The organism is Methylobacillus glycogenes JCM 2850, from assembly GCF_000617925.1.
GTDB lineage: Bacteria > Pseudomonadota > Gammaproteobacteria > Burkholderiales > Methylophilaceae > Methylobacillus > Methylobacillus glycogenes.
In genome coordinates this window covers 21,064-45,894 of sequence record NZ_BAMT01000003.1, presented here as the reverse complement: position 1 = coordinate 45,894, position 24,831 = coordinate 21,064, and the positions used below count along the sequence as shown (strand labels likewise).

General features: G+C 54.0%; 23 protein-coding genes and 1 pseudogene. 18 read left to right on the top strand and 6 right to left on the bottom strand.

Annotated elements, in window-relative coordinates; genetic code table 11:
- Positions 1–16 precede the first annotated feature (16 nt).
- From ftsB to mtnA, 6 genes and pseudogenes are all read right to left on the bottom strand, one after another.
- Positions 17–346 (bottom strand): cell division protein FtsB, encoded by a 330-nt coding sequence (gene ftsB / locus JCM2850_RS06260; RefSeq protein WP_025870569.1) that lies wholly within the window; start codon positions 344–346, stop codon positions 17–19.
- The gene (eno, locus tag JCM2850_RS06255; RefSeq protein WP_025870568.1) at positions 343–1,626 is read right to left on the bottom strand and encodes a phosphopyruvate hydratase; all 1,284 of its coding nucleotides are present in this window, start codon (positions 1,624–1,626) and stop codon (positions 343–345) included. Before eno ends, ftsB begins: the two co-directional genes overlap by 4 nt.
- A 95-nt stretch (positions 1,627–1,721) precedes the next feature.
- Positions 1,722–2,561, bottom strand: coding sequence for a 3-deoxy-8-phosphooctulonate synthase (gene kdsA, locus JCM2850_RS06250; RefSeq protein ID WP_025870566.1), 840 nt, complete (start codon positions 2,559–2,561; stop codon positions 1,722–1,724).
- A 3-nt stretch (positions 2,562–2,564) separates the two neighbouring features.
- Positions 2,565–4,223: a CTP synthase gene (gene pyrG / locus JCM2850_RS06245; protein ID WP_025870564.1), complete on the bottom strand. Its 1,659-nt coding sequence runs from the start codon at positions 4,221–4,223 to the stop codon at positions 2,565–2,567.
- Between the two features lie 228 nt (positions 4,224–4,451).
- Positions 4,452–6,110: a bifunctional ADP-dependent NAD(P)H-hydrate dehydratase/NAD(P)H-hydrate epimerase gene (locus tag JCM2850_RS20930; protein WP_025870562.1), complete on the bottom strand. Its 1,659-nt coding sequence runs from the start codon at positions 6,108–6,110 to the stop codon at positions 4,452–4,454.
- Positions 6,111–6,309: 199 nt separating this feature from the next.
- Positions 6,310–7,477 (bottom strand): annotated as a pseudogene (gene mtnA, locus JCM2850_RS24250) (S-methyl-5-thioribose-1-phosphate isomerase).
- Positions 7,478–7,934: 457 nt separating this feature from the next.
- On the opposite strand from mtnA, the gene JCM2850_RS06230 reads away from it, so the two are divergent.
- The 18 genes from JCM2850_RS06230 (at position 7,935) to gspG (ending at position 24,784) form a co-directional block, all read left to right on the top strand.
- A complete protein-coding gene (locus tag JCM2850_RS06230) occupies positions 7,935–8,456 on the top strand; it encodes a sigma-70 family RNA polymerase sigma factor (protein ID WP_025870560.1) in 522 nt (173 codons plus the stop codon).
- A 36-nt stretch (positions 8,457–8,492) separates the two neighbouring features.
- Positions 8,493–8,795, top strand: a complete 303-nt coding sequence (locus tag JCM2850_RS23860) for a FecR/PupR family sigma factor regulator (protein ID WP_081774979.1) — start codon at positions 8,493–8,495, stop codon at positions 8,793–8,795.
- The gene (locus tag JCM2850_RS06225; protein WP_025870559.1) at positions 8,702–9,553 is read left to right on the top strand and encodes a FecR family protein; all 852 of its coding nucleotides are present in this window, start codon (positions 8,702–8,704) and stop codon (positions 9,551–9,553) included. The genes JCM2850_RS23860 and JCM2850_RS06225 overlap by 94 nt, the downstream gene beginning before the upstream one ends.
- Positions 9,554–9,789: 236 nt before the next feature.
- Entirely contained in the window at positions 9,790–10,290 is a 501-nt protein-coding gene (locus JCM2850_RS23855; RefSeq protein ID WP_369384846.1) for an STN domain-containing protein, read from the top strand.
- Positions 10,287–10,589 (top strand): TonB-dependent receptor plug domain-containing protein, encoded by a 303-nt coding sequence (locus tag JCM2850_RS23850; protein ID WP_369384845.1) that lies wholly within the window; start codon positions 10,287–10,289, stop codon positions 10,587–10,589. The genes JCM2850_RS23855 and JCM2850_RS23850 overlap by 4 nt, the downstream gene beginning before the upstream one ends.
- Positions 10,590–10,603: 14 nt before the next feature.
- A complete protein-coding gene (locus JCM2850_RS17560) occupies positions 10,604–13,333 on the top strand; it encodes a TonB-dependent receptor domain-containing protein (protein ID WP_369384844.1) in 2,730 nt (909 codons plus the stop codon).
- Positions 13,334–13,488: 155 nt separating this feature from the next.
- A complete protein-coding gene (locus JCM2850_RS20390; RefSeq protein WP_025870558.1) occupies positions 13,489–14,445 on the top strand; it encodes a hypothetical protein in 957 nt (318 codons plus the stop codon).
- Between the two features lie 81 nt (positions 14,446–14,526).
- Entirely contained in the window at positions 14,527–16,764 is a 2,238-nt protein-coding gene (locus tag JCM2850_RS06210; protein ID WP_025870556.1) for a calcium-binding protein, read from the top strand.
- A 66-nt stretch (positions 16,765–16,830) separates the two neighbouring features.
- Positions 16,831–17,241 carry a type I secretion system permease/ATPase gene (locus JCM2850_RS22525; RefSeq protein ID WP_234406132.1) on the top strand — a complete coding sequence of 137 codons (411 nt, stop codon included), beginning with the start codon at positions 16,831–16,833 and terminating at the stop codon, positions 17,239–17,241.
- Positions 17,242–17,278: 37 nt separating this feature from the next.
- Entirely contained in the window at positions 17,279–18,544 is a 1,266-nt protein-coding gene (locus tag JCM2850_RS17550; RefSeq protein ID WP_234406131.1) for a type I secretion system permease/ATPase, read from the top strand.
- Positions 18,541–18,756, top strand: coding sequence for a hypothetical protein (locus JCM2850_RS22520; RefSeq protein ID WP_234406130.1), 216 nt, complete (start codon positions 18,541–18,543; stop codon positions 18,754–18,756). The genes JCM2850_RS17550 and JCM2850_RS22520 overlap by 4 nt, the downstream gene beginning before the upstream one ends.
- Positions 18,750–20,252, top strand: coding sequence for a type I secretion system permease/ATPase (locus JCM2850_RS17545; RefSeq protein WP_234406129.1), 1,503 nt, complete (start codon positions 18,750–18,752; stop codon positions 20,250–20,252). The genes JCM2850_RS22520 and JCM2850_RS17545 overlap by 7 nt, the downstream gene beginning before the upstream one ends.
- 23 nt (positions 20,253–20,275) lie before the next feature.
- The gene (locus tag JCM2850_RS22515; protein ID WP_234406128.1) at positions 20,276–20,422 is read left to right on the top strand and encodes a hypothetical protein; all 147 of its coding nucleotides are present in this window, start codon (positions 20,276–20,278) and stop codon (positions 20,420–20,422) included.
- 11 nt (positions 20,423–20,433) lie between these two features.
- Complete coding sequence (locus JCM2850_RS22510; protein WP_234406127.1) at positions 20,434–20,676, top strand: hypothetical protein; 243 nt, start codon at positions 20,434–20,436, stop codon at positions 20,674–20,676.
- Positions 20,673–21,848 (top strand): HlyD family type I secretion periplasmic adaptor subunit, encoded by a 1,176-nt coding sequence (locus tag JCM2850_RS17540; protein WP_234406126.1) that lies wholly within the window; start codon positions 20,673–20,675, stop codon positions 21,846–21,848. Before JCM2850_RS22510 ends, JCM2850_RS17540 begins: the two co-directional genes overlap by 4 nt.
- Positions 21,849–21,850: 2 nt before the next feature.
- Positions 21,851–23,194: a TolC family outer membrane protein gene (locus JCM2850_RS06190; RefSeq protein ID WP_234406125.1), complete on the top strand. Its 1,344-nt coding sequence runs from the start codon at positions 21,851–21,853 to the stop codon at positions 23,192–23,194.
- 1 nt (position 23,195) lies between these two features.
- Positions 23,196–24,230 (top strand): hypothetical protein, encoded by a 1,035-nt coding sequence (locus JCM2850_RS06185; RefSeq protein ID WP_036265674.1) that lies wholly within the window; start codon positions 23,196–23,198, stop codon positions 24,228–24,230.
- A gap of 50 nt (positions 24,231–24,280) precedes the next feature.
- Positions 24,281–24,784: a type II secretion system major pseudopilin GspG gene (gspG, locus tag JCM2850_RS17535; protein WP_081774992.1), complete on the top strand. Its 504-nt coding sequence runs from the start codon at positions 24,281–24,283 to the stop codon at positions 24,782–24,784.
- Positions 24,785–24,831 lie beyond the last annotated feature (47 nt).

Below are 24,831 nucleotides of genomic sequence, written 5' to 3'. Positions count from 1 at the left end.
TAGTGTACAAAGCAGACTAATGAGGCTTGGTATTGGTTCCTGGCGCCACAGGCTGGGGATTGGGCGTAGACGGAACTTGATCTATGACCTGGTAAAACACTTCATCCTGTTTCACCATGCCTAGCTCACTGCGGGCACGTTCTTCAATGGCGGTATTCCCCTGCTTGAGGTCACGCACTTCGGCATCCAGGGTATCGTTGCGCAGCTTGAGCTTGCTGTTGGACTCCTTCTCCGCAACGATTTTCTGGTTGAGATCCCAGACCCTCAGCCAGCTACCTTTGCCCAGCCACAGTGGATACTGCAGCAAGGCAATCACGGCAACAAAGATAAGGGTGAGGAATTTCACTTCAGGTTATAGAAAGCGTCTTTACCGGCGTAGCTGGTAGCATCGCCCAGCTCTTCTTCAATGCGCAACAGCTGGTTGTACTTGGCAATACGCTCAGAACGGGACAAAGAACCTGTCTTGATCTGCAAAGCATTGGTGGCGACGGAGATATCAGCAATCGTGGTATCTTCGGTTTCACCGGAGCGGTGCGAGATCACGGCGGTGTAACCCGCACGCTTGGCAGTTTCAATGGTAGTGAAAGTCTCGGTCAGGGTACCAATCTGGTTAACCTTGATCAGCACGGAGTTACCCACGCCCTTCTTGATGCCTTCACGCAGAATCTTGGCATTGGTCACAAACAAATCGTCACCGACCAACTGCACGTTACGGCCCAGACGGTCGGTCAGCAGCTTCCAGCCATCCCAGTCATGCTCGCTCATGCCATCTTCAATGCTGATGATGGGGTATTTGTCTACCCAGGCAGCCAGGTAGTCAGTGAACTGCGCAGAGTTGAGGCTGCGGTTTTCTGAAGTCAGGTGGTAGAGACCATCCTTGTAGAACTCGGAGCTGGCGCAATCCAGACCCAGCAGAATGTCACGGCCTGGCTCATAGCCAGCAGCGGAAATCGCTTCCAGAATGTATTGAATCGCGGCTTCGTTGGAAGGCAGGTCAGGCGCAAAACCACCTTCATCACCTACGGTAGTGGCTAGGCCTTGCTTGTGCAAAATCTTCTTCAGCGCGTGGAACACTTCAGCACCAGCACGCACAGCTTCACGGAAGGTAGGCAGGCCAGCGGGGATAATCATGAACTCTTGCATGTCCACGCTGTTTTCAGCGTGCGCGCCACCGTTGATGATGTTCATCATGGGGGTAGGCAGTTGCATGAAACCGGAGCCACCGAGGTAACGGTACAAAGGCAGGCCGGATTCTTCAGCAGCAGCACGCGCACACGCCATGGAGACGGCCAGAATGGCATTGGCACCCAGACGGCTCTTGTTTTCAGTGCCATCAAGCTCAATCAGGGTATTGTCGATAAAGCTTTGCTCTTCAACATCCAGGCCGATAATGGCTTCGGTGATTTCCGTATTGACGTTCTCAACTGCTTGCAGCACGCCCTTGCCCAGGTAACGTGCGGCATCGCCGTCACGCAGTTCCACGGCTTCCTTGGTACCGGTAGAGGCACCGGAGGGGACAGCAGCACGGCCAATCACGCCGGATTCCAGCAAAACATCAGCTTCTACGGTAGGGTTGCCGCGTGAATCAATAATCTCGCGGGCAATGATATCGACAATTGCGCTCATGCTTTTATTTCCTCAGTTTTGATTTGATTTGTCAGGCCGACGCTATAAACACGCCAGCTTAAAGGGCTCAGTTAACAAGCCAGTTTAAAAAAATACTAAAGGGTATGTTCAATAAACCCAGCTTTTTTAACCACGCGGTCAAGATCGACCAATACTTCCAGTAACGCTTTCATCTTGGGCAAGGGCCAGGCATTGGGGCCATCAGACAAGGCCAGCGCCGGGTCGGGATGGGTTTCCATAAACAGGCCCGCAATACCACTAGCCACGGCTGCACGTGCCAGCACAGGCACAAATTCACGCTGACCGCCGCTCTTGTCACCCTGACCACCAGGCTGCTGCACTGAATGCGTGGCGTCAAACACCACCGGGCAATGCGTCTCGCGCATGATGGCCAGGCCACGCATATCGGAAACCAGGGTGTTATAGCCAAAAGAGGCACCACGTTCACAGACCATGATGGTGTCCGCGCCGCCGTTGGCTTCCTTGGCCTTTTGCACCACTTGTCGCATATCGCCCGGTGCCAGGAACTGGCCCTTCTTGATATTGACAGGCTTGCCCGATTTGGCACAGGCAGTGATGAAATCAGTCTGGCGGCAGAGGAAAGCCGGGGTCTGCAACACATCAACCACGGCCGCCACATGCGGCACCTGCTCTTCGGTATGCACATCGGTGAGGATGGGCACGCCTATCTGGCGGCGTACTTCGTCGAGAATCTTCAGGCCTTCGTCCATGCCAAAACCACGGAAGGTCTTGTTGGAGCTGCGATTGGCCTTGTCGTAGGAAGACTTGTAGATAAAGTTGATGCCAAGTTCATCCGCAAGCGCCTTGAGCTGGCCTGCAGTGTCTATGGCCATTTCCTTGGATTCGATCACGCAGGGGCCTGCAATCAGAAACAGCGGCTGGTCTATGCCAACCTCAAAACCGCAGAGTTGCATGGTTTACGACGCCTTTCTAGCGGTCTGGTTATCGCTTGCTGTCTGATGATCCAAGGCTGCCTTGATGTAAGCCTTGAACAAGGGATGGCCAGTACGCGGGTTGGAAGTGAACTCAGGGTGGAACTGGCAGGCGAGGAACCAGGGATGTACATCCGCAGGCAACTCCACCATTTCACACAGCTGCTCAGTAGGCGTACGTGCAGACACCACCAGGCCAGCCTGTTCCAACTGGCTGACATAGTTGTTATTGACTTCGTAACGGTGACGATGACGCTCGTTCACCTCGGCACCGTAAATGGAGAATGCCTTGGTATCCGGCAGGATAGGACACTTCTGCGCGCCCAGGCGCATGGTGCCGCCAAGGTCGGAATCTTCATTGCGCTGTTCCACCTTGCCATCTGCGCTCTTCCACTCGGTGATCAGGCCCACCAGCGGATGCGCGGTTTTAGGGTCAAACTCGGTGCTGTTGGCGTTATCCAGCTTGGCCACATTGCGCGCAAACTCAATCACCGCCAGTTGCATGCCCAGGCAGATGCCAAGGTAAGGGGTCTTGCTTTCACGCGCATATTGAATCGCGGCAATCTTGCCCTCAGTACCACGCTTGCCGAAACCGCCAGGTACCAGAATGGCGTCCATGGCGGCCAGTGCGCCTGTGCCATCTTTCTCAACATCTTCAGAATCAATATAGTGAATCTTGACCTTGGACTCATTGTGTATGCCCGCGTGGATCAAGGCTTCAGTCAGAGACTTGTAGGATTCAGTGAGGTCTACATATTTGCCAACAAAGGCAATATTGACTTCGTGCTTGGGGTTCTTCAGCGCATGAACAATGTGGTTCCAGCTGGAGAGATCGGCAGCACGGGCCAGCAGGTTGAGCTTGTGACAGACGATTTCATCCAGCATCTGGTCGTGCAACATGCGCGGGATGCTATAGATAGTATCGGCGTCTATCACCGAAATTACCGCTTCATGCGGCACATTGGTGAACAGCGCAATCTTGCGGCGTTCATCTTCAGGGATGTCGCGGTCAGCACGGCACAGCAGGATATCGGGCTGAATACCGATTTCACGCAGCTCTTTTACCGAGTGCTGGGTAGGCTTGGTCTTGAGTTCGCCAGCGGTGGGTATCCACGGCAAGAGCGTCAAGTGCAGGAAACAGGTGTTGTTGCGGCCTTCTTCTATGCCCATCTGACGGATGGCTTCAAGGAAAGGCAGGGATTCAATATCGCCTACCGTACCGCCAACTTCAACAATGGCAACATCCGCGCCTTCGGCACCGCGCTTGACGTGGGCCTTGATCTCGTCAGTGATATGCGGGATGACCTGTACGGTCTTGCCCAGGTATTCACCGCGACGTTCTTTCTTGATCACGGTTTCGTAGATCTGGCCGCTGGTGAAGTTGTTGCGCTTGCTCATGCGCGCGCTGATGAAACGTTCGTAATGACCGAGGTCGAGGTCGGTTTCTGCGCCGTCGTCGGTGACAAACACCTCGCCGTGCTGGAAGGGACTCATGGTCCCGGGGTCTACGTTGATGTAGGGATCAAGCTTGAGCATGGTCACCTTGATGCCACGTGACTCTAGAATTGCGCCCAAGCTGGCAGCTGCAATGCCTTTACCTAATGAGGAAACAACCCCGCCGGTAACGAATACAAATTTGGTCATGGAATAAAAACTTTGGGACATTGCGGACGGGGTTAGATTTTACTGCAAACGCCAATTGGCGACAAATGAGAATTCGCCTGCCAGCCCGGTTGCACCAGTACTTTGGCCTGTGCTTTGTTTAGGATTCAAGCACTAAGCTACTACTCTTAACCCAGAGGACTAATGCTTGAGCAGAGGCGGCCAGCAGGCTGCACATCCAACCAAAAAACCCGCCAGCAAACTGCCCCCTCAACGTCCATCATGCCGTAGCCTTGCCCATGACTGCTTGCCCGTCCAGGCATTGAGCACATCCCGCGCCGCATGCGCCACCTCGCCCGCCGTCAGGCCTATGGGCCCCTTGCCCTGCCCCACCAGGGCATCTGCCGCCGCGCCATGCAGATACACCCCCAGCAGCAAGGCATGCTCCAGCGCCATGCCTTGTGCCGCCAGCGCCGCCACTATGCCGCACAGTGTATCGCCCATCCCGGCACTGGCCAGGCCGGGGTTGCCACTGCGGTTGATAAACCAGCGCCCATCGCTCATGGCCATCACACTGCCACAGCCCTTGAGCAGCACCGTGACATTGAAGCGTTGCGCCAGCAGTTGGGCATGGGCAATACGGTCAGCCTGTAGCTCTATAGTGCTGATACCCAGCAGAGTTGCCGCCTCACCCGGATGCGGCGTGATCACCGTGCTGCCAGGTGCGCGCTGCCGTAACAAGGTTTGTAACTCCGCATGTGCCGCCAGCAGGTTGAGCGCGTCGGCATCCAGCACCAGCGGCTGTGCCAGTATCAAGGCCTGTTGCAGCAATGCCTTGGCGGCAGGGGTAGACCCCATGCCCGGCCCCACCACCAGCACGGTGGCAAATTCGGCTACCTGATCTGCTGCGCGCAGCATCAGCTCGGGCTGGGCTGCATCCAGCGCGGGGGCGTCTGGCGCCAGCAAACCTATATAGATGCGTCCGGCCCCAGTGAGCAAAGCCGCGCGCCCTGCCAGCAAGGCCGCCCCCACCATATGCTCGGCGCCGCCTATTACCCCCACGCTGCCATGGCTGCCTTTGTGACTGTTCAGACGGCGCGGGGGAGGCAAAATCGGTGGCTCATCCAGCAGCCAGCCTTGCTGGGGTTCGGGTATGTGCTCTGATATCTGCGCTGATATCTGCGCTGGCGTCACTGCCCCAGATGCAGGCTGACCCTGGCTTTCATGCTGCAAGGGTGTGTTTTCATGCGGCAAAGACTGATGCTCACAGGCACAAGCTGCCACACCCAAAGCCTGAGCCTGCGCATCCGCATAAGCCCCCAAATGATTGAGTTGCAAAGCCTCAAGATGAATTTCCCCGGCATGGTCCGGGCCATCCAGCGTGTACAAGCCGGGCTTGAGCGCAAGAAAAGTCAGCGTGTGCCGCGCGCGTATCGCCGCACCCAGCACCCGCCCGCTGTGCATGCATAATCCACTGGGGATATCGAGCGCCAGCACGGTCAAAGCCAGTTGATTCACCTGTTGGATCAAGTCCTGATGCCGTTGATCCAATGGTCGTGACAGCCCTATGCCAAACAGGCCGTCTACCACCAATTGCCAGTTGCCGCGCTCGGGCAAGGCACTTTGCACCTCGCCGCCTGCATCCACCCAGGCGTCATATGCCGCAGCGGCATCTGGCGGCAGCTTGGCCCGCTCTCCGGTAAACACCACTGTCACCTGATGCCAGCTGGCCTTGAGATGCCGCGCAGCGACAAAGGCATCACCGCCATTATTGCCCGGCCCGGCCAGCACCAGCACCGCGTATTCATGCCCGCGCAATAGCTTGCGCACAAACTGCGCCGCTGCCTGCCCGGCCTTTTCCATCAGCCCGGCGGTGGCATATTGCTGCTCCAGTTCGCGCAGTTGCGTCAGGCTATATAAAGGTTTCATGAGTGGCGGCTCCATGGTGCGTTATGCATAACGGGGGTTGAATCTTTGCTAGCTTATAAGCTTTATTAAGCCTTGAGAGCCTGTATGGCTACTTTAAGTTGCCCATAAATAAAGTTACCTGAAAGCCAAACTCAGCAGAATGTAAGTTGATCATGGCAAAAGCAGCTGCTGGATCAAACAACCAGACCCAAGCCCGCCATTATTCCGCCGCTGCATCCAGATGTAGCTTGGCAACCAGCCCTGCAAGTTCTTGCGTACGATAGCAGCCATGCTCGGTAATGATGCCTGTGACCAGACGCGCGGGTGTGACATCAAACGCCGGGTTAGCCACTGGCGTATTGAGAGGCGTCAGGCGCACTGTTTGCCTGCTGCCATCGGCAGCCAGCCCGCTGATAAAACTCACCTCATCACCATCACGCTCTTCTATGGGAATCTCACGCAGACCATCGGCAATGCGGCCATCTATGGTGGGACTGGGCACGGCCACATAAAACGGCAGTTGATTGTCCACAGCCGCCAGCGCCTTGAGATAAGTGCCTATCTTGTTGCAGACATCACCGCTGCGCGTCACGCGGTCAGCGCCAACAATCACGCAATCCACCAGCCCGTGCTGCATAAGGTGGCCCCCGGCATTATCAGAGATCACGGTATGCGGCACCCCATGCTGGCCCAACTCCCAGGCGGTGAGGCTGGCACCCTGGTTGCGCGGCCGGGTTTCATCCACCCACACATGCAGCGGCAAGCCAGCCTCATGCGCCAGATAAATCGGCGCCAGCGCGGTGCCCCAGTCCACCGTGGCCAGCAGCCCGCATTGCAGTGGGTCAATATATTCAGCCTGTGGCTGGCCTGGGCTTGGCCTTCACTGGCTGTTGCCTCTGGCAAAGTGGCTGCTATCGGCTTTTCAGCCATAAGCCCTGCAACAGCGCCAGCCCATGCTGGCCTATGGCCCGGTTGATAGCCACATCTTCATCCGCCATCTTCGCGGCCTCATGCCAGGCGGCAAGGGCACGTTCAGGCTCAGGTAATGCCAGCAGATGTTTAAGCATGCGCTCCACTGCCCAGCGCAGGTTAACCGCTGTCGGGCGGCTGGCGAGCAATTGCGCTGCCGCCTGCTGCAAGGCAGCTGTGCTTACATCTGTGAGCGTAGCGAGCGCCATGCCATAAGCCGCAGCCACGCCTATCAAGGGCGCGCCACGCACTTGCATTTGCTTGATGGCCTGAATCATCTGCGGCAGATTGCCCAGCTCTGCAATCTGCAAGTCGTGCGGCAGCAAAGTCTGGTCTATCACCGCCACTTTGTGAGGCAAAGCCTGGCCTGCGGCAAAAACTGGCCAGATAGTACGAAATTGTTGTTGACCTATATTCATATTTCAGGATGAAAACAAGAGGAATTCCTATCCACAAAATCTGTGGATAATTTTGTGGATAGCTGTGACTTGAAAATGTAACTATTGTAATTCAAAGGGATTTTTCCATTTGCCCAAATTTTATACCATAAAATATGTAATTGATTTTAAACGATAAATTCATATGTCCTTGGATTACTTGAATTTCCCGTGAAAAGCTCATGTACTACATTAGATCGTGTGCACAATATGGGTTTGTCAACATAAAAATATTGCCTGGTTTAAAGTTGGTGGTTGTAAACAACCAGCTGGTTACTTACAACCACCAACATGGTTCAGCTAGCGTCGGGATTTCTTCCCGTCACCCTCCCGCAAAAGTTGAATAAATCGCAAAATCGTCCTCCCTGACAAGTGTCTGACAATATGGCCTGCTTATTGCTACTCATTCCCGTGACAACACTTATGATGGTAGAACAGCATGAGCCTCTCCCCCACCTGGCACGGCGTAGACCTGAAATGGGCCTATGCAGATTTACTTTCCAGCATCTATCGCCACACTGGCTATAGCCGCACGGCTTACGATGTGCTGCATGATGCCTTGATACGCTTTGCGATTTCGAGCAACCCCAATCGCATGCTGCAACCCCAGGCTTATCTGCACACCATAGTGCGCAACCTGTTGATTGATGGACATAAAGAGCAAGCGCGCTTTGTGCCCTTGATCAGCGAAGATGCTGAGTCCGAGCTGATGGCAGATTACGATCAACCGCTAGTACCCTCGGCTGAGCATTTGGTGGATATCCAGCAGCGCCTGGCGATATTGCAGAACATCATTGACTTGCTGCCACCTCGCTGCAAAGAAACCTTCTGGCTGTTCCGCATTGAAGGCTTGTCGCAGCAGGAAATCGCCGATAAGCTCGGCATCTCCCTCAATATGGTACAAAAACACATCATGCGGGCGATGCTGGATCTGCTGGAAGCCAAGGACCTGCTGGCTTAAACTGCTGAGGCCAGCGCCTGCCACACTTCATCACCCATGAGCAACCTCACCCTCAAACGTACTGCCAGACAAGCCGCCATCCGCTGGTTTGTGCTGATGCAGGATGCCGATATCGAGCATCCGCAACGCAGCACGTTTGAACACTGGCTGCTGTCAGACCCGGCCCACCAGCAAGCTATAACGAAGTCTGCTCACTCTGGGAGGATCTCGATTCCCCCGCCCAGCTGGCGCATCTTGAAAGCGCCATGCAGCAAAAAACCTTTATCGAGAAAACCGAACGCAGCCAGAAAATCCGCAGCACCATCAACCGCACAATTAGCGTCATCTTTGTGGCTGTAATCGGCACACTGGGCTACCTGGGGTATGAACACGTGCAAGCCGAACCTACCATGCACCTGGTAGCCAGCGCCGAGATAGGCCAAATCCGCTCGCAGATACTGGAAGATGGCAGCAAAATCATGGTCAACGCCAATAGCGATGTTGAGGTGACCTATTACCGCAAGCAACGCATCGTCAAACTCAACCGTGGTGAAGTCAGCTTTGATGTCACCAAAAACCCGGATCGGCCCTTTATTGTGGATAGCGGCCTGGCCAAGGTCACGGTGCTGGGCACGCGCTTTGCGGTCAACCGCTTCAAGAGCAAGGTCAGAGTGAGCGTGGATCACGGCACCGTGCGGGTAGAACCGCAACAGCCTGGCACCACCATCACCGAGACTGCCAACCCCACACCTACCGCCGCCAACAAGCATGCAGACCAGGTATTAACCCTGCGCAATAACGAAGTGGCAGAAATCAACCAGCACGGCCAGGCCAGCCGCGTCAAACGCGCCGCGGCCGATGCCTTCAGCTTTGAATATGGCACCATCACCTTTGATGGCGCCGGGCTGGAAGAAATTGCCGAAACCCTCTCGCGCTATCGCCAGCCCCCTATCAGCGCCCAGGTAGTCACGGCGCAAGATGCCAGCGTCACCGCCGTGATTCAGGCAAAAAATGTAGAACGCTTTATCAAAGAACTACCCATCATTGCCCCGGTGCAAGTCAAACGCAGCGGGCAAGATATTGTTCTGCTCAGCCAGGCCACTGGTAAAAAGAAGTAAATCCCCTAGCACTGCTCTCTCACGCTGCTCTGCTGCCTGCACCTTCCCCGCGCTCTACCAGGCAAAAAAATCTCACTCCTTAAAAATCAACAACCCATTGATTTAATGAACATTTCTTCACCCATGAAAAATAATTGTAACTTTTTGTAAAAAAATCTGCGTTTAGACGTCAGGGTTTTGGTTTGCCAAAAGTTATATGGGTATAAGAAAGCAAGATTTACCCAGGGAGAAGTAAGTTGGATTTATTCAAGACCATGTACAGCATGACGATTGCGTCGGTTGCCCTGCTGTTAATAGCGGTACTCGGCCTAGCGTCTTATTCGCTAGAAGCTGCCGAACTCAACACCCAGTTACCTGCGGCCAACACCAGCAGCGGCACCCTGACACCAGTGAATATAGACCTGCCCAGCCAACCCCTGGATGCCTCGCTCAAGCAACTGGCCCGCACCACAGGCATCAGCGTGGCCTTTGACAGCAAACTCGCCACTGGCAAAACCGCACCAGCAGTAAAAGGCCGCATGAAAGCCGATGAAGCACTGAAAATGCTGCTGGCTGGCAGTGGGCTGGAATCGAGTATTGATAAAGACAGCGCAGTGATCAACCAGCAGTGGAAAAGCAGGCGATTGATTTCAAGGTGGATGCGATTGAAGTGCGCTCCAAGCGTTTTTATGAGATCGGTCCATTGCCTGGTTTGGGGCTTACCAAGGAAGAAATTCCAGGCAATGTGCAGAGCTTGACAGCCAAAGACATCAAGGAAGCACATTCTCTGAGCATTACCGATCTCATGAATTCCAAGCTGCAATCAGTGAATGTCAATGACTATCAGGGCAACCCATTCCAGATGGATTTGCAGTACCGTGGTTTTACCGCAGGCCCACAGATTGGTACACCACAAGGTCTATCAGTATTTTTTGATGGTATACGCGTCAATGAACCGTTTGGCGATGTGGTGAACTGGGACATGATTCCGCTGAATGCATTATCGAGCTTTGATGTTTTCCCAGGCTCTAATCCTATTTTCGGCTTGGGTACCTAGGTGGTGCATTGTCGATGAAAACCAAGGATGGTTTCAGTAACCCAGGTGTGGATGCTGAGATACTCACTGGCTCATTTGGCCGTAAGCAGCTGCAAGCAACAGGTGGTTGGAACAATGGAACAATTGCAGGTTTTGCAGCAGCCAATATTTTTCTAGAGGATGGTTGGCGCGAAAACTCACCAAGTAGAGTCAATCAAGTTTTCGGCAAAGCAAGTTATCGCGGTGAGAAGCTTGATCTCAATCTAAGCACACTTGCTGTTTGGAATGACTTAACAGGCAATGGCATGTTGCCCAGCGAAATGTATAACCAAAATCGGAATGGTGTCTTCACCTCTCCCGATACTACAGACAATACACTTTGGCAAGCTCAGCTTTCGGGTAGTTATTTCGTCAACGATAATTTCACGATCACAGCGCAAGCTTATCGCAGAAACAGCAAGCGAAAAACCAATGGTGCTGATGTATATACTGAGTATGGCAATCAGCAGGTAAGGCGTAATCTTAATAGTGGTGAGCAATACACGTGTCTATTTACCAGCACAAATGAGTATGGGCTTCCGGATTACTACCTCATTCCTATCCAGAACGGGGACTACTGGAGTGATAGTGACGCGCTTAATTTTGCATTTTCTGGAACGATTGAAGATGCTTTTGCCACCCTACCATCCAGCTATTTAAATCAAAAATTGCCAGAATTTGCGGGAAATTTTTTGAAATATGCGCAATACAATTTCAATTATCGTAAAAATTTCCAGCAGTCTCAGATATTCGTTCCTGGTACCAACATAAGTGAAAATCTACTACCAGGAGAGGTCACCTCATATTCGGGTGGAATGCAAGAATATTTTTATGAAACAGAATCATCATTGAGTTCTTTGAAGTATAAAAATGCATTCGAAACTTTAGAATTTGCAGACCAATCTTTTTATTTTTATACACCTGATACAGCAGAGTACGGGGATCTAACACCTGGCGACGGTGTGGGTGTGAAACATCTTCTATTGATTCTACCACCCACTAATGCAGACACTTGCCAGGGCGATATAAACAATGACGGTTTAAAGGTACTTGGTCCAGATGGCCGATGGTTAACCGTAGATGGTGCAGCCCAAAATAGTACCGGCACTGGCACTGGCTATGTTGAAGGCACTCCGACTGCCATCTTAACCGAAACTCAAATAGATCAAGAAACAGATGGCGCATCTATTCAATTCAACTGGAATTTCGAAAAACATAAATTCATGGTGGGTGCTTCTGTGGATATCCCATCTGCTAATTATGTCAGTAGTCAAATGCTTGGAATGATGGATGCAGAACGCCGTGCCTATCTTTCCCCTGATGAAATCCGTGATCAATATGCCGCGGCAAGCACATCCATTAACAACAACGATTTTACTGGTCATCAAGTTACTAAAAGCCTTTACATCAGTGAGACTTGGAGCCCTATCGAAACATTGCATTTCACAGGCGCACTGCGTTATAACGATACGCGCGGCAAAAACAAGGTTGCATCAAGAACCTATGGCTCCAGAGTGTGGGATCTAGCACAGTTGGAAGCATTCCCTGATTACTACGATATTTGCCGTCCTGGAGAAGAATGCCCTACCGGTTATACAGTTCCAAATTCCTCAAATCTACTTAACAAACCTGAAACAGAAAAATTCAACTATTACTCATTAAATCCTTCACTGGGTACAAGCTGGCAAGCCACAAAAAATCTAAATATTTATGGCAATTGGTCTCAAGGAACCCGAGTCCCATCGGTTGTGGAGCTAGGTTGTGCCTTTGACAAGACACCAATGTACTCCACAGTGACAGGTGCCTACATTGGCCCAAAAAGTCTAATTGAAAATCGATTTTGCTCCTTACCAACCACTCTTTCTGGTGATCCTTATTTACCCCAGATCAAAGCTCAATCTTGGGATATGGGTTTACGTGGAAGAATCAATGAAAATATAGAGTGGAACTTTGGCGTTTACCGCACCAATCTCAAAGATGATATCTACATGATAGGTTATCCGGGCAATCGTAACTTCTTCGATACGATAGGTGAAACTCGAAGACAAGGGATTGAAGCGGGGATTGTCGCGGCCTTTGATAAATGGCGTTTAAGAATGAATTACGCGCTCACAGATGCAACATTCCAGAATAGCTTCTATATGCCAGCCAATGACAATAGCAGCGCTACGGAAGAGTTTTATGGTAATCAGGACTACAGTCGGCGAATTCAGGTTAAACCAGGCGACAGAATGCCAGGCGTACCACTGCACAACCTGAACGCAACCTTGACTTATGAAGTAACACCTAAGTGGCAAATTGGATTGACCGCTGTTAGTCATTCATTTGCTTATGTTCGTGGCAATGAAAATAACGAACATAGAAAAGGGGTTGTTATTTATGACACGATAATTGAAGGACAAAATGGTACGGCCATTCAAGTGCCGCGCCGTACCACTAACAATCCCGGGACAACACCAGGTTATTTACTACTAAACCTGCAAACAAGTTACAAACTCAACTCGGAGTGGACGCTGGGTTTCCGCGTTAACAACATTCTCGATAAAGAATATTTCTCTGCAGGAAGATTGGGTAGAAACCCCTTCTCACCCTCTATCTATGGTGCCATTGGACCAGATGGCTACAACCATAACTCTACAGATTGGCTATCTACAAACTTTTTAGCACCAGGTGCGCCTCGTGCCGCATGGATCAGTCTTAGCTATGAATTTAACCCAAATAAATAATGCTTAGCTTTTATCTAACAGGGCATTTGTGGCTTGCCCTGAAAAAATTCAACCGGAATCAAGTTAAGGCCTCTCAAAGACTTGAATAGATTCAGGTGAATTGGTGTTGCAGGCAGCCACAAATGCCTGCTTATTCTATATGAATGGAGCAATTGATGAAAAACATTAAGCTGAAACTGGCATTGGTGGGCGTGTTCGGTCTGACTTCATACCAAGCATTGGCTACAGGTTTTGTTGCTTTGCCTAGCACGGGGTTCCCGGTGACTGGTGGTACCAGCGCCTATACATTGTGCAACACCACAGGTAACTTTGGTTCTGGCGCTCCGGTAAATCCCACAACAACAGCCAACAATACTTGCGCTGTTTTCCCCACAACTGAACTTCGCTCTCCCGGTGATTCAACAAGATATACTGGGACGCGGGTCAACCCAGTCGCAGGTACCACTTCCAATATCACGGTGAATAACATCTACACAGGTGGAAGCAAAACCATTGGTACTGTCCGGGATTATGTATGGCGCAGTGACGATGATGCTGAGTGCATTTATGGCGTTAAGGTATCCCTGAACAGCACTGATTATCATAGTGCAACAGGTGCTCAGAACTTTGAGGTCAATGATGTTGCGCGTGGTGGTTGGTCAGGCTTAAGCGTTTCCGCAGCCTATTCCACCATCCCAGCAATTGCTTCTCCTGTATATCGCGTTGGTTTGGCATACACGGCAGTACAACACAGGGCAAGCGGCTATGCTGATCAACCCTTGACAGGTCTGGGTTCTAGCCCATCCATAAATGGTTTGAACTCTTTCCCAGGAACAGCTTCTGCTGCTCAACAAAGAGCTGATATCAATACAAATTGGGTGACATTTACCACTGATGCCAACAATTTGGATGATGATGGCAGCAGCACAGCGAACTCGGGTATGTACTACGTTAAAACCAATGCTTGCCCTGCAACGCCTTATACCCAAACTCCGAATGCAATTCGCCTGCGTCAAACCTTCCAAGAGTTGGCAGGTGATGGGGTAACACCAAACAGTTTCATTGAAATATCTTTACCTGGTTACGCACCTTCCGGTGCAAGCGTAGCCCCAGCACATACCGATCCATTCTAAAAGTACCTGCTTCTACAAAGCGGAGTTCACTTGAATTTCGCTTTGAAGACACTTTTATTTCTTTGAGTAAAGGATAGAGAAATGGCGACAAAAATATTTAACTCCACAGAAACATCTTATACCGGGACCTCCGTCGGTGACTTTGTTGTTGGTAACGATCTCGGTAATTTTATTGATGGTGGTGCTGGTAATGACACCATAGTAGGTGGCAATGGTAGCGATTTTATTTATGGTGGCAGTGGCAACAATACGATTTATGGAGGTGGTGGAGATGATTTTATCTTTACTGAATCCGGTAATAACTTGATCTTTGGTGGTAGTGGCAACGACGCTATCGAAGTCGGTGATGGTAATGACACTGTCTTTGGTGGGTCTGGTGATGACATTATTTTTGGCCAAGGTGGCAATGATGTGATTTTCGGTGGAAGCGGCAATGATGTCATCTATGGTGGCGATGGCGACGATATCCTCAGTGGCGGCTCAGGCGCGGATATTATCGAAGGCCAAGGCAGCACTTTAGGCAACGAGACCGTCACTGGTAATCTTTACTTGGTAACTTCAGATGACATTTTGATTGGCGGTAACGGCAACGATACTTTCCGTATCGGCGAAGAATTTGAAACCCGTACCTATATTCAAGGTGGTGCATCAGGCTTGAATAACTCAGGCGATGCTGCCCGCTATATCAATGTCACTGAGCTTGAAGGCGAAGAAGAAGAGGAAGGTGGAGAGGAGGAGGAAGAACTCGTTGTCTTCGATACCGTTACTGGCGAGTATGTCGAAATCGAAGATCAAGAAATGTCGGAAGAAATCGAAACCGACGTTCGCCTGAATCTACAAACACGTCCAGGATCCAGCGCTCTCAGCACCTATGCCACAACGATTGCTGGCTACAATGCTGTCGATACACTGGAATTCACCAAATCTGGCGATTTCTCCGAGTCCCTGCTGTTCAGCGGCATAGAACGCATAGAACTCGCCAGCGGTGTCAACATCACCCTGTCTGCCGAGCAGCTGGAAGCCAATGGCGAATCCCTCAGCCTGGGCTTCCTTAACCCTGGCACCCATATCTACGGTGTGGCTGGCGGCCCGACAGAGTCTGTCACCATCAAGCTGGAATTTGAAGAAACCGAATTCGAGCCTGCTGTTGCTGGTGCTGATGAAGTCGAATACCAGTCTGCCGTATTCGAAGTAGACGACTACTCCGTCGCTGAACTGTTCCACAACGTTGATATCATCTATGACGCCACCGAAGGCGAGGCAGGTAGTTATGTCCGCATCGATGGTGCCAATGAAACTGCTGGCGCGCGCGAAATTGTGCACGGTAGCGATGGTGTGGATTACGTCACAGCCCGCCTGGGTGATGACGTGGTTTACGGCAACGGCGGCAATGACCTCTTGGTTGGTCATGGCGGTGCTGATTACCTGGACGGTGGTGAAGGCAATGACATCTTCCTGATCGGTGGTTTCGGCAGCGGTGTGCAAGGTACAACTTCCAAGGCTGATGATGGCCAGAAGGAGTGGATTGCTACTGGTGCCAAGCATGACGTGATTGTGGGTGGCGATGGCGTGGATACCCTGCGTATCACCACTGGTATTGGTGCTAACACCAAAGCCAACGGCACTATCGTGCTCAACAACGATAACTTCAAGAGCATGGAAGTAGTGCAAGTGGGTGGCACAGTTGGCCGCCTCAACGTTGAAAACACTGCCCTGCAGTTGCTGAACGACCACTACTACTTCAATGCCAACGGCACGGTTGCTAACCTGTCCAACACCCTGGGCAATAACGGCGGCACCATCAACAACGTAGTCGTTGACGCTTCCGGCCTCACCACCAACGGCCTGACCTTTGAAGGTAACGCTAACAACCAAACCTTCATCGGCACCAGCCAGGCTGACCGCTTTATTGGTAACGGTGGCAACGACACCCTCACGGGTGGCGGTGGTGCAGATACCTTTGTCTTCGGCAAGGTGTGGACGCAAGTGGTGACTGGCGCTGCTGACACAGAGCAAACCTATGTCAACACTGCCTTCAACCTGACTGGTGTAGACACCATCACTGACTTCCTGCGCGGTACTGACAAGCTGGAGCTGCACACAGACCAGTTTGCCTCCCTGACTGGCGGCATTACCAATGCCAACATCAAGGTGGGTGCAGGTGCTGTGGCGGGTGACAGCAATGACTACCTGATCTTCGACACCACCACCAAGACGCTGAAGTATGACGCGGATGGTAACGGTGCCGGTGCTGCGGTGGATATTGCAGTACTGACAGGTGTGACCACACTGACAGCTTCTGATTTCGTGATTGTTTAAGTGAGTTTGCCGGGCTGGCACCGCCTGCCCGGCAAAACCCATAAATCAACCGGAATTCTGCTTAACGTGGCAAACAAAAATAATACAGTGGTACTGAAGCAAGCCTTGCTGGCGGCGCTGCCGCATTACCGCAAGGTGGTGTGCTTCGGCTTGTTCACCAACCTCATGGTGTTGGCCCCATCGTGGTACATGCTTGAAGTCTATGATCGCGTGATTTTCAGCCGCAATCTTGGCACTTTGCTCATGCTCACCACGATGGTGGTTTTTATTTATTTCATCATGGAAAGCCTGGAACGCGTGCGCAGGCAGCTGATGCTGCAAGCCGCGACAGAGCTAGACCATGCGCTGGAACCTGCCCTATTTCATGCTGCTGCCAGCGCCAAGCTGGGGGCGGAGAATTTCCCCGCTGAACGTGCCTTCAGCGATTACCGCAATCTGCGCGAGCTGCTGGTGTCACCTGCTGCTCGGGCTGATTGATATCCCCTTTGTTGCCATCTTTCTCACGGCAATTTTCATGATACACAGCAGTCTGGGTTATCTGGCGCTGCTGGGTCTGGTGATACAAACCGTAATTACCGTGCTCAACCAGTGGCGCGTGCAGCCCCTGCTGCAAGAGGCCAATCAGTTTGCGCTTGCCGCGCAGCAGGCCTACGGCAATATCCAGCAACATGCCGAAGTGGTCAGCGCCATGGGCATGCAAACCCGGCTGGAGCAACGCTGGCAACAGCAGCAACAGGCGTTTCTCGCGCAGCAGGCGCAAGCCTCAGACATCGCGGGCAAGTACGCTGCCTATGCCAAGATGTTGCAGGTTTCTCAGGCTTCGCTGGTGCTGGGTCTAGCTTGCTATCTCTTGATCAACCAATCACTCGCCAATGGCGCGGCCATGATGATAGTGGCCTCGATATTGGCTGCCCGTGTGCTGGCACCATTCAGCCAAGTGCTGGGTCAGTGGCGTACGCTGGCACTGGCCTGGCAGGCTTATGCCAGGCTGGATGAACTGCTGGCGCAGCACCCGCTGCCCGCCTCCGCCATGGCCCTGCCGCGCGCCACTGGTGCCATCACGGTAGAAAACCTCAGCTATGCGCTGACAGACAACCCGCGCGAACCCCTGCTACGCAATCTGAATTTCCAGCTGACGCCGGGCGAGGTGCTGCTGGTCACCGGGCCTTCGGCATCAGGCAAAACCACACTCACCCGTTTGCTGGTTGGCCTGCTGCCCACCAGCACGGGCAAGGTAAGGTTTGATGGCGTGGATGCCTATCGCTGGGACAAGGCCGAGCTTGGCCCTTCCCTGGGTTATCTGCCGCAAGAGATAGAACTGCTGGATGGCAGCATAGCCGACAATATCTGCCGCTTTGGCGACCTGGATGCCAGCAAGCTGGCCAACGTCATACACCTGCTGCAAATGCAGCCCTGGCTGGACAGCCTGCCCGATGGACTCAACACGCGCATAGGCAGCGCAGGCTTGCGCCTGCCTGGTGGCCGTCGTCAACTCATAGGCTTGGCACGGGCGTTTTATGGCGAGCCAGCCATTGTGGTGCTGGATGAACCCAATGCCAATCTCGATGAAGCCAGCGAGCAAGTGCTGCTGCAAGCCGTGCTCACCCTGAAATCACGCAAGACCACGGTGGTCATCGTCAGCCATCTGCAAAACGTCATGCAGGTGGCAGATAGCATGCTGCTGCTGGTGCGCGGGCAAATGCTGCGCTATGGCAAGCCACAAGAGGTGCTGGCCTCCTTGCAACAAACCTCCGCACAAGCCCCAGGGAGAGCCGCATGAAACCGCATGGCCTGAGTTATGTGCCCCCTGCTGCCAGCGCTGTGGAGCCTAGCCGCGCTGCTGCCAAAGATGCATCGATAAACATGGGCAGCGCAGCGCTGGCAGCCACCACATCCGCTCCGCTTGCTGCTGCCTCTCCCCCTGGCCGCCTGCGCGCTTATCTGGCGCAATTCAAGTCTGAACTGGGGGCGATAGCATCTACAGCATGCTGACCAATCTGCTGATGCTGGCCCCCACTTTGTATCTGCTGCAACTGTACGACCGCATCATACAAAGCCGCAGTGAGATGACCTTGCTGGCCGTGACCCTGATTACGCTGATGCTGTTTGGCGTGATGGCGCTGGCAGACTGGCTGCGCTCGCGCGTGGCCATCAAGGCAGGCACGCGCCTGGATACCCTGCTCACCACCAGGCTCTTTGCTCTGGGGCTATCGTCACAGGGGGCATCCGGCGCCAGCCAGCAGGCACTGCAGGATTTAACCCTGCTACGCCAGTTTGTCACTGGCAGCGGCATGTTTGCCTTTTTTGACCTGCCCTGGACCCTGCTTTATATCGCAGTGCTGTTTGTCTTGAGTCCAATTTTGGGCTGGCTGGCCATAGGCCTGTGCCTGCTGCAATTTGCGCTGGCAGTGTGGAACCAGCGCAGCAGCGAGCAGCCGCTGGCCGACAGCAGCGCTGCACGCCTGCAAGTGGCGCAGTTTCTGGAAAGTAAACTACGCAACCTCTCCACCCTGCATGTGCTGGGCATGTTGCCCAGCCTGAAACAGCGCTGGCAGCAACTGCAAAGCGGCTGGAACCAGCACGATGCCACAGCACAGCAGATACAGCAGCGCAATCAGTTGCTCAACAAGTTTGCGCGTTACAGCATGCAGTCGGGCATGCTGGGCATCGCCGCCTGGCTGGCGGTGCGCGGCGATATTTCCATAGGCGCCATGATTGCCTCCAATGTGCTGATTGCCCGTGCGCTGCAACCTTTTGACGTTATTGTCAGCACCTGGAAGCCCTTTATGCAGGCCCGGGCCTGCGCTGCCAATCTGGACGTGCTGCTGGCTGACGCCCCCGCAGCCCTGCAAGCGCCAACCGTTGCTCAAGAGAGCAACATCAATGCCTTAAGTCAGAGTAGCGCCTTAAGTCAGAGCACTACCCTAAACCTGACTGGTCATTTAAGCCTGCGCGGCCTTGAAGTCACCACCCCTGCTGGCCAGGCCTTGCTGCGCAATATCACGCTGGAAATCCGCCCCGGCGAAATTCTGGGCATACTCGGCGCTTCCGGCTCGGGCAAAACCACGCTGCTGCGCTGCCTGGTCAACACCTGCCCCTGGCAGCAGGGAGATATCCTGGTGGATGGCCTTTCCCGCGCGCAATTACCCGCGGGGCTTTATGCCCAGGCCATAGGCTATCTACCGCAAGAGGTTGCGCTGCTGGATGGCAGCATTGCCGGCAATATCGCGCGCTTCCAGACCCCAGACCCAGAGGCTATTTTGCAGGCGGCGCAGGCCGCAGGCATACACGAGGCCATACTGCGCTTGCCGCAGGGTTATGACACACCGCTGAATGCCGAGAGCAAGGTGCTTTCCGGCGGCCAGCGCCAATTGCTTGGGTTGGCACGCGCCCTCTATCAACAGCCCGCCATCATTGTGCTGGATGAACCCAATGCCCATCTCGACGAGCATGGCGAAGCAGCCTGCTTGCCGCCCTGCTGCTGCTGAAGAACCAGGGCAAGACCATTGTCATGGTCTCGCACCGCCAGCACAGCCTGCGTATCACCGACCAGTTACTGGTGCTGGAGCAAGGCGCCATGCGCCTGTATGGCCCCAGAGACCAAGTGCTGGCCACCCTGGATCAAGCCCGGCAACAAGCCGTCAGCAAAGTTGCCTGAGGAGTCACTGCATGTCTGTATCTGAAAACACTTTGCCACACGTCCCCCCACACACTTCAGCCGCTGCTGAGGCCAAGTCGGCGGCAGCTACTGCTGACGCCAAGGTTATCCCGCTGCACCCCGGAGAAAGCGCCCGCAATGATAAGCGCGCAGCGCGCAACGGCCTGCTGCTGTTGCTGCTGGGCCTGGGCGGCTTTTTGCTATGGGCCGCGCTGGCGCCGCTGGATGAAGGGGTGCCCACCGATGCCTGGTGACGGTAGAAGGTAATCACAAAACCGTGCAACACCTCACAGGCGGCATTATCAAGGAGCTCAAGGTGCATGAAGGCCAGAGCGTGCAGGCTGGCGATGTGCTGTTTACCCTGGACGATACCGCCAGCAAAGCCAGGTTTGACGAAGTGCGCCAGCGCTACCTCGGCCTGCGCGCGCAGGAAAGCCGCTTGGTGGCTGAGAACCAGGGCTTGAGCCAGGTGAGCTATCACGCAGACCTGTTGCAGCAGTCCAGTGACCCCTATGTGGCGCAGCTGATGCTCAATCAATCGCAATTGCTGCGCGCGCGTTTGCAAGCCTTGACCGCCGATATCGCAGCCTTGCAGGAATCGATACAAGGTCAGGTGGTGCAGATTGAAGGCTATGAAGGCGTAAGGCAGAGCTATCAATCGCAAATTGCACTCTTGCAGCAACAGCTAGGCGGCATACGCCAACTGGTGAGCGAGGGCTATGCACCACGCAACCAGCAGAATGAGCTGGAGCAAAAACTGGCCCAGGCTTACGGCCAGCTCGCCAGCAACGATTCCAGCCTGCTGCGCAGCCAGAAAGCCATACTCGAACTCAAGCAGCGCATCACCGCGCGGCAGCAGGCCGAGCATAAAGAGGTTGAAACCGAACTGGCCCAGGTCAGGCTGGCAGTGCAGGCCGATGCCGAGAAATACAAGCCGCTCAAAGATGAGTGGCAGCGCGTCACCGTCACTGCCCCGGTCAGCGGTCAGGTAGTAGGCTTGCAAGTGCATACCCTGGGCGCGGTGATTCAGCCTGGGCAAAAGATCATGGACATTGTGCCTGCTGATGAACCGCTGATTCTCGATGCCAAGATTCCACCGCACCTGATAGACAAAATCCATGTCGGTCAGGATGCCGATGTGCGCTTCTCCAGCTTCTCCAACACACCGCAACTGCTGCTGGAAGGCAAGGTCAAGACCGTCTCCACCGACCTGCTGCTGGAACCCGGCAGCGGCAATCAATCGCCCTATAGCTATTATCTGGCGCGCATCAACATCACTGAGCAAGGCATGCAGACCCTGGGTCAACGCCGCCTGCAACCCGGCATGCCAGTGCAGATTGTGATACGCACCGGGGAGCGTACCTTGCTGACCTATCTGCTGCATCCGCTGGTCAAGCGCATCGCCGCATCCATGAAGGAGGAATAAGCTTGTTGCGCTTTGCCCCCCTCCCCGCACTCATGCTGAGCCTGACTTTAGGCTGCACCAGCCCGGCCCAGGCTGCCGAAAGCCTGCTCAGCCTGTACCAGAAAGCCGTGCAATATGACGCGCAGTACCGCGCTGCCGAAGCCACTACCGAGGCCGAGCGCGAAGAAATCAACAAAAGCCGTGCGCTGTTTCTGCCGCGCGTGCAGCTAGGTGCCAGCCGTGGTCATGGTGTCACCGACAGAACCACGCAAACCGCATTAGGCGCGCTGGAATCGCGGCTTAATTACGATATCCAGAACTACTCGCTCAGCCTGCGCCAAACCCTGTTCAATCAGGAAAGCCTGGCCACCTGGCGCGGCGCAGAAGCGGGCGTCAAAAGCAAGGAAGCCTTGCTGCTGAAGGAAAACTCCACCCTGATCACGCGTTTATCCTCGGCCTATTTCGAGGCCTTGTACGCGCAGGAAAAAGTACAGATGCTGCAGGGCAAGATCAGCGCCACGCGCCAGCAGCGTGAGCAGGCGCAAAGACGCTATGACCATGGCGAGGGCACCATCACCGAGGTGAATGAAGCCGATGCCGCATTGGGGCTGGCCGAGGCCGAGCTAATTGCCAGCGACAATATGCTGGCCGTGCACAAGCAAAATCTCAGCACCATCAGCGGCATAGAAGTGCAAGCCCTGGCACCGCTGGATATTGAACATATACAACTGGATTTGCCAGATGCAGAGCGTACTCAGTTTTGGCTGGATGAAGCCCTGGGCCACAACCCCGAGATTGAGGCCGCCCGCATGACGCTGGAAGTGGCGCGGCAGGAAGTGGAAAAGAAAAGGGCCGGGCATTACCCGACGCTGGATCTGGTAGGTGTGCGCTCTTATAGCGAGAACGACAGCAATAACACCCTGGGCTCGCGCTTTGACACCACCACCGTGGCGCTGCAACTCAATATGCCCTTGTTTACTGGTGGTTACACCAGCGCCAGCGTGCGCCAGGCTGCCAGCCGCCTGGAAGCCGCGCAGGAAATGCTTAACCTGCGCACGCGTGATGTAGAAGCCAACACCCGCAAGACCCTCAACAGCATACGCAGTGGCTGGCTGGCGCTGGCCGCTTACCGTCAGGCGGTCAAGGCCAGCGAGATTGCGCTGGAAGGCACACAAAAAGGCTTTCAGGCTGGCACGCGCACCAATATTGAAGTACTCAACGCCCAGCAAAAGCTCTACAACAGCAAGCTAGAGCTAAGCCGTGTGCACTACATACTGGTTAACGACATCATCAACCTGCGCCAACTGTCTGGTGCGCTTAACGAAGCCATGCTGGTGAAGATTAACCAGTATTTTGCGGTGAACTAGCATGATGCCGCTCACCCGTCAGGCTCATGGCACCCAAGGTCGCAACACCTGCAAGCAGGTCTCTGCGCTGGCTCTCGTTTATACGCTGGCGCTGACTACTATATGGCTGCCCACTGCCGCCGCCACCGGATTTGTGGCTTTGCCGCTGCAAGGCTTTAGCCTGGAAGATGGCAGCCGCAGCGCCTATACCTTGTGCAATGACACTGGAAAATATAGTGCAAAGTTCAGTGCCAAATATAGTGAAAAATCCAGCGCAAAACTCAGTACAACATCCATTCCCGTGCCTGCCAGTGCGGATGCCGCCAACACCTGCGCCATTTTCGTAGGCAGCGAATTGCAAGCCCCGCTGCCCGGCTATGAACTGCTGGCTCATGCCATGCGCCAGGCCATCATGAACAACGCCCACACTGGCTTTCAGGATAAAAAAATCGCCACCGTGAGTGAACTGGTCTGGCGCAATGATGAGCAAGGGCAATGCCTGTTTGGCAGCCGTGTGATTACGCTTTCCAGCGCCGATGCCGATTACGACAGCCAGACCCCGGGCAAGCAGTATTTCCGCATCAGTGATGTGGCCCATGGCGGTTTTGGCCATGACGCTGCTGACGGCAAGCTGCTGGAAGTGGCGTACGCCCAGCATGCCAGCAAGGCCAGGCCAGTCTATCGCGTGGGGCGTAGTTTCAGCGCTGTGAGCTATCAGGCTGGCAATAGCTTGAGACTGCCGCCGCTGGCCGCACAGGCCACACCAGCCATCAATACAGAGCAGCTTGCCGCACTGGATAGCAACTGGGTCAACTTCACTACCGAGATCGGCCTGCCCAAGCACCCGGTCTCACCCATGTTGTATATCAAAACCGCTTGCGCGGCGGGTAAGCCACAAACCCTGCCTGACCTGATCCGCCTGCGTCAGGCTGATAGAGCACCCTTGATTGAACTCAGCCTGCCCGGCTTTGCGCCGCCAGAGGCCAGTGGACTTAAAGAAATCAGCGCGGCTAAAGAAGTCAGTGCGCCTAAAACCAAGATTGCCGCACAACCATGAGTCACGCAGCACAGATTATGTTTTTTCCAACCATGTTAGACGGAGGCCATATGCCCTATTTTACTCACCGCCATCATGGCTCAAGCTCCAAGCAGGCTACTGAGCAAGCAAGTGACCAAACTAGTGCCCAAACTAGTTTCCAAGCTCTGCGCCAGACTGGCTTCACCCTGCTGGAGTTATTGGTGGTCATGGTCATTATCGGCCTGCTCGCGGGTTATGTAGGCCCCAAGTATTTTGCCCAGATAGGCAAATCCGAAAGCAAGACTGCCAAGGCGCAGGTAGAGGCGCTGGGCAAGGCGCTGGATCAATACCGTCTGGATACCGGGCGTTACCCCAGCAGCGAGCAGGGCCTGACCTCGCTCAATGTGGCCCCGGCTGACGAATCACGCTGGCACGGCCCTTATCTGCAAAAAGCGCTGCCCGTAGACCCCTGGGGCAAGCCTTACCAATACCGCTCGCCGGGCGAACATGGCGATTACGACCTGTGGTCGTTTGGCAAGGACGGTCAGGCTGGCGGCCAGGACGATGCCGCCGATATTGTCAGCTGGCAATAGCGCTGCTGCAGTGGTCGCCAAGCAAAACCGGTAGAGCAAGGATGGAC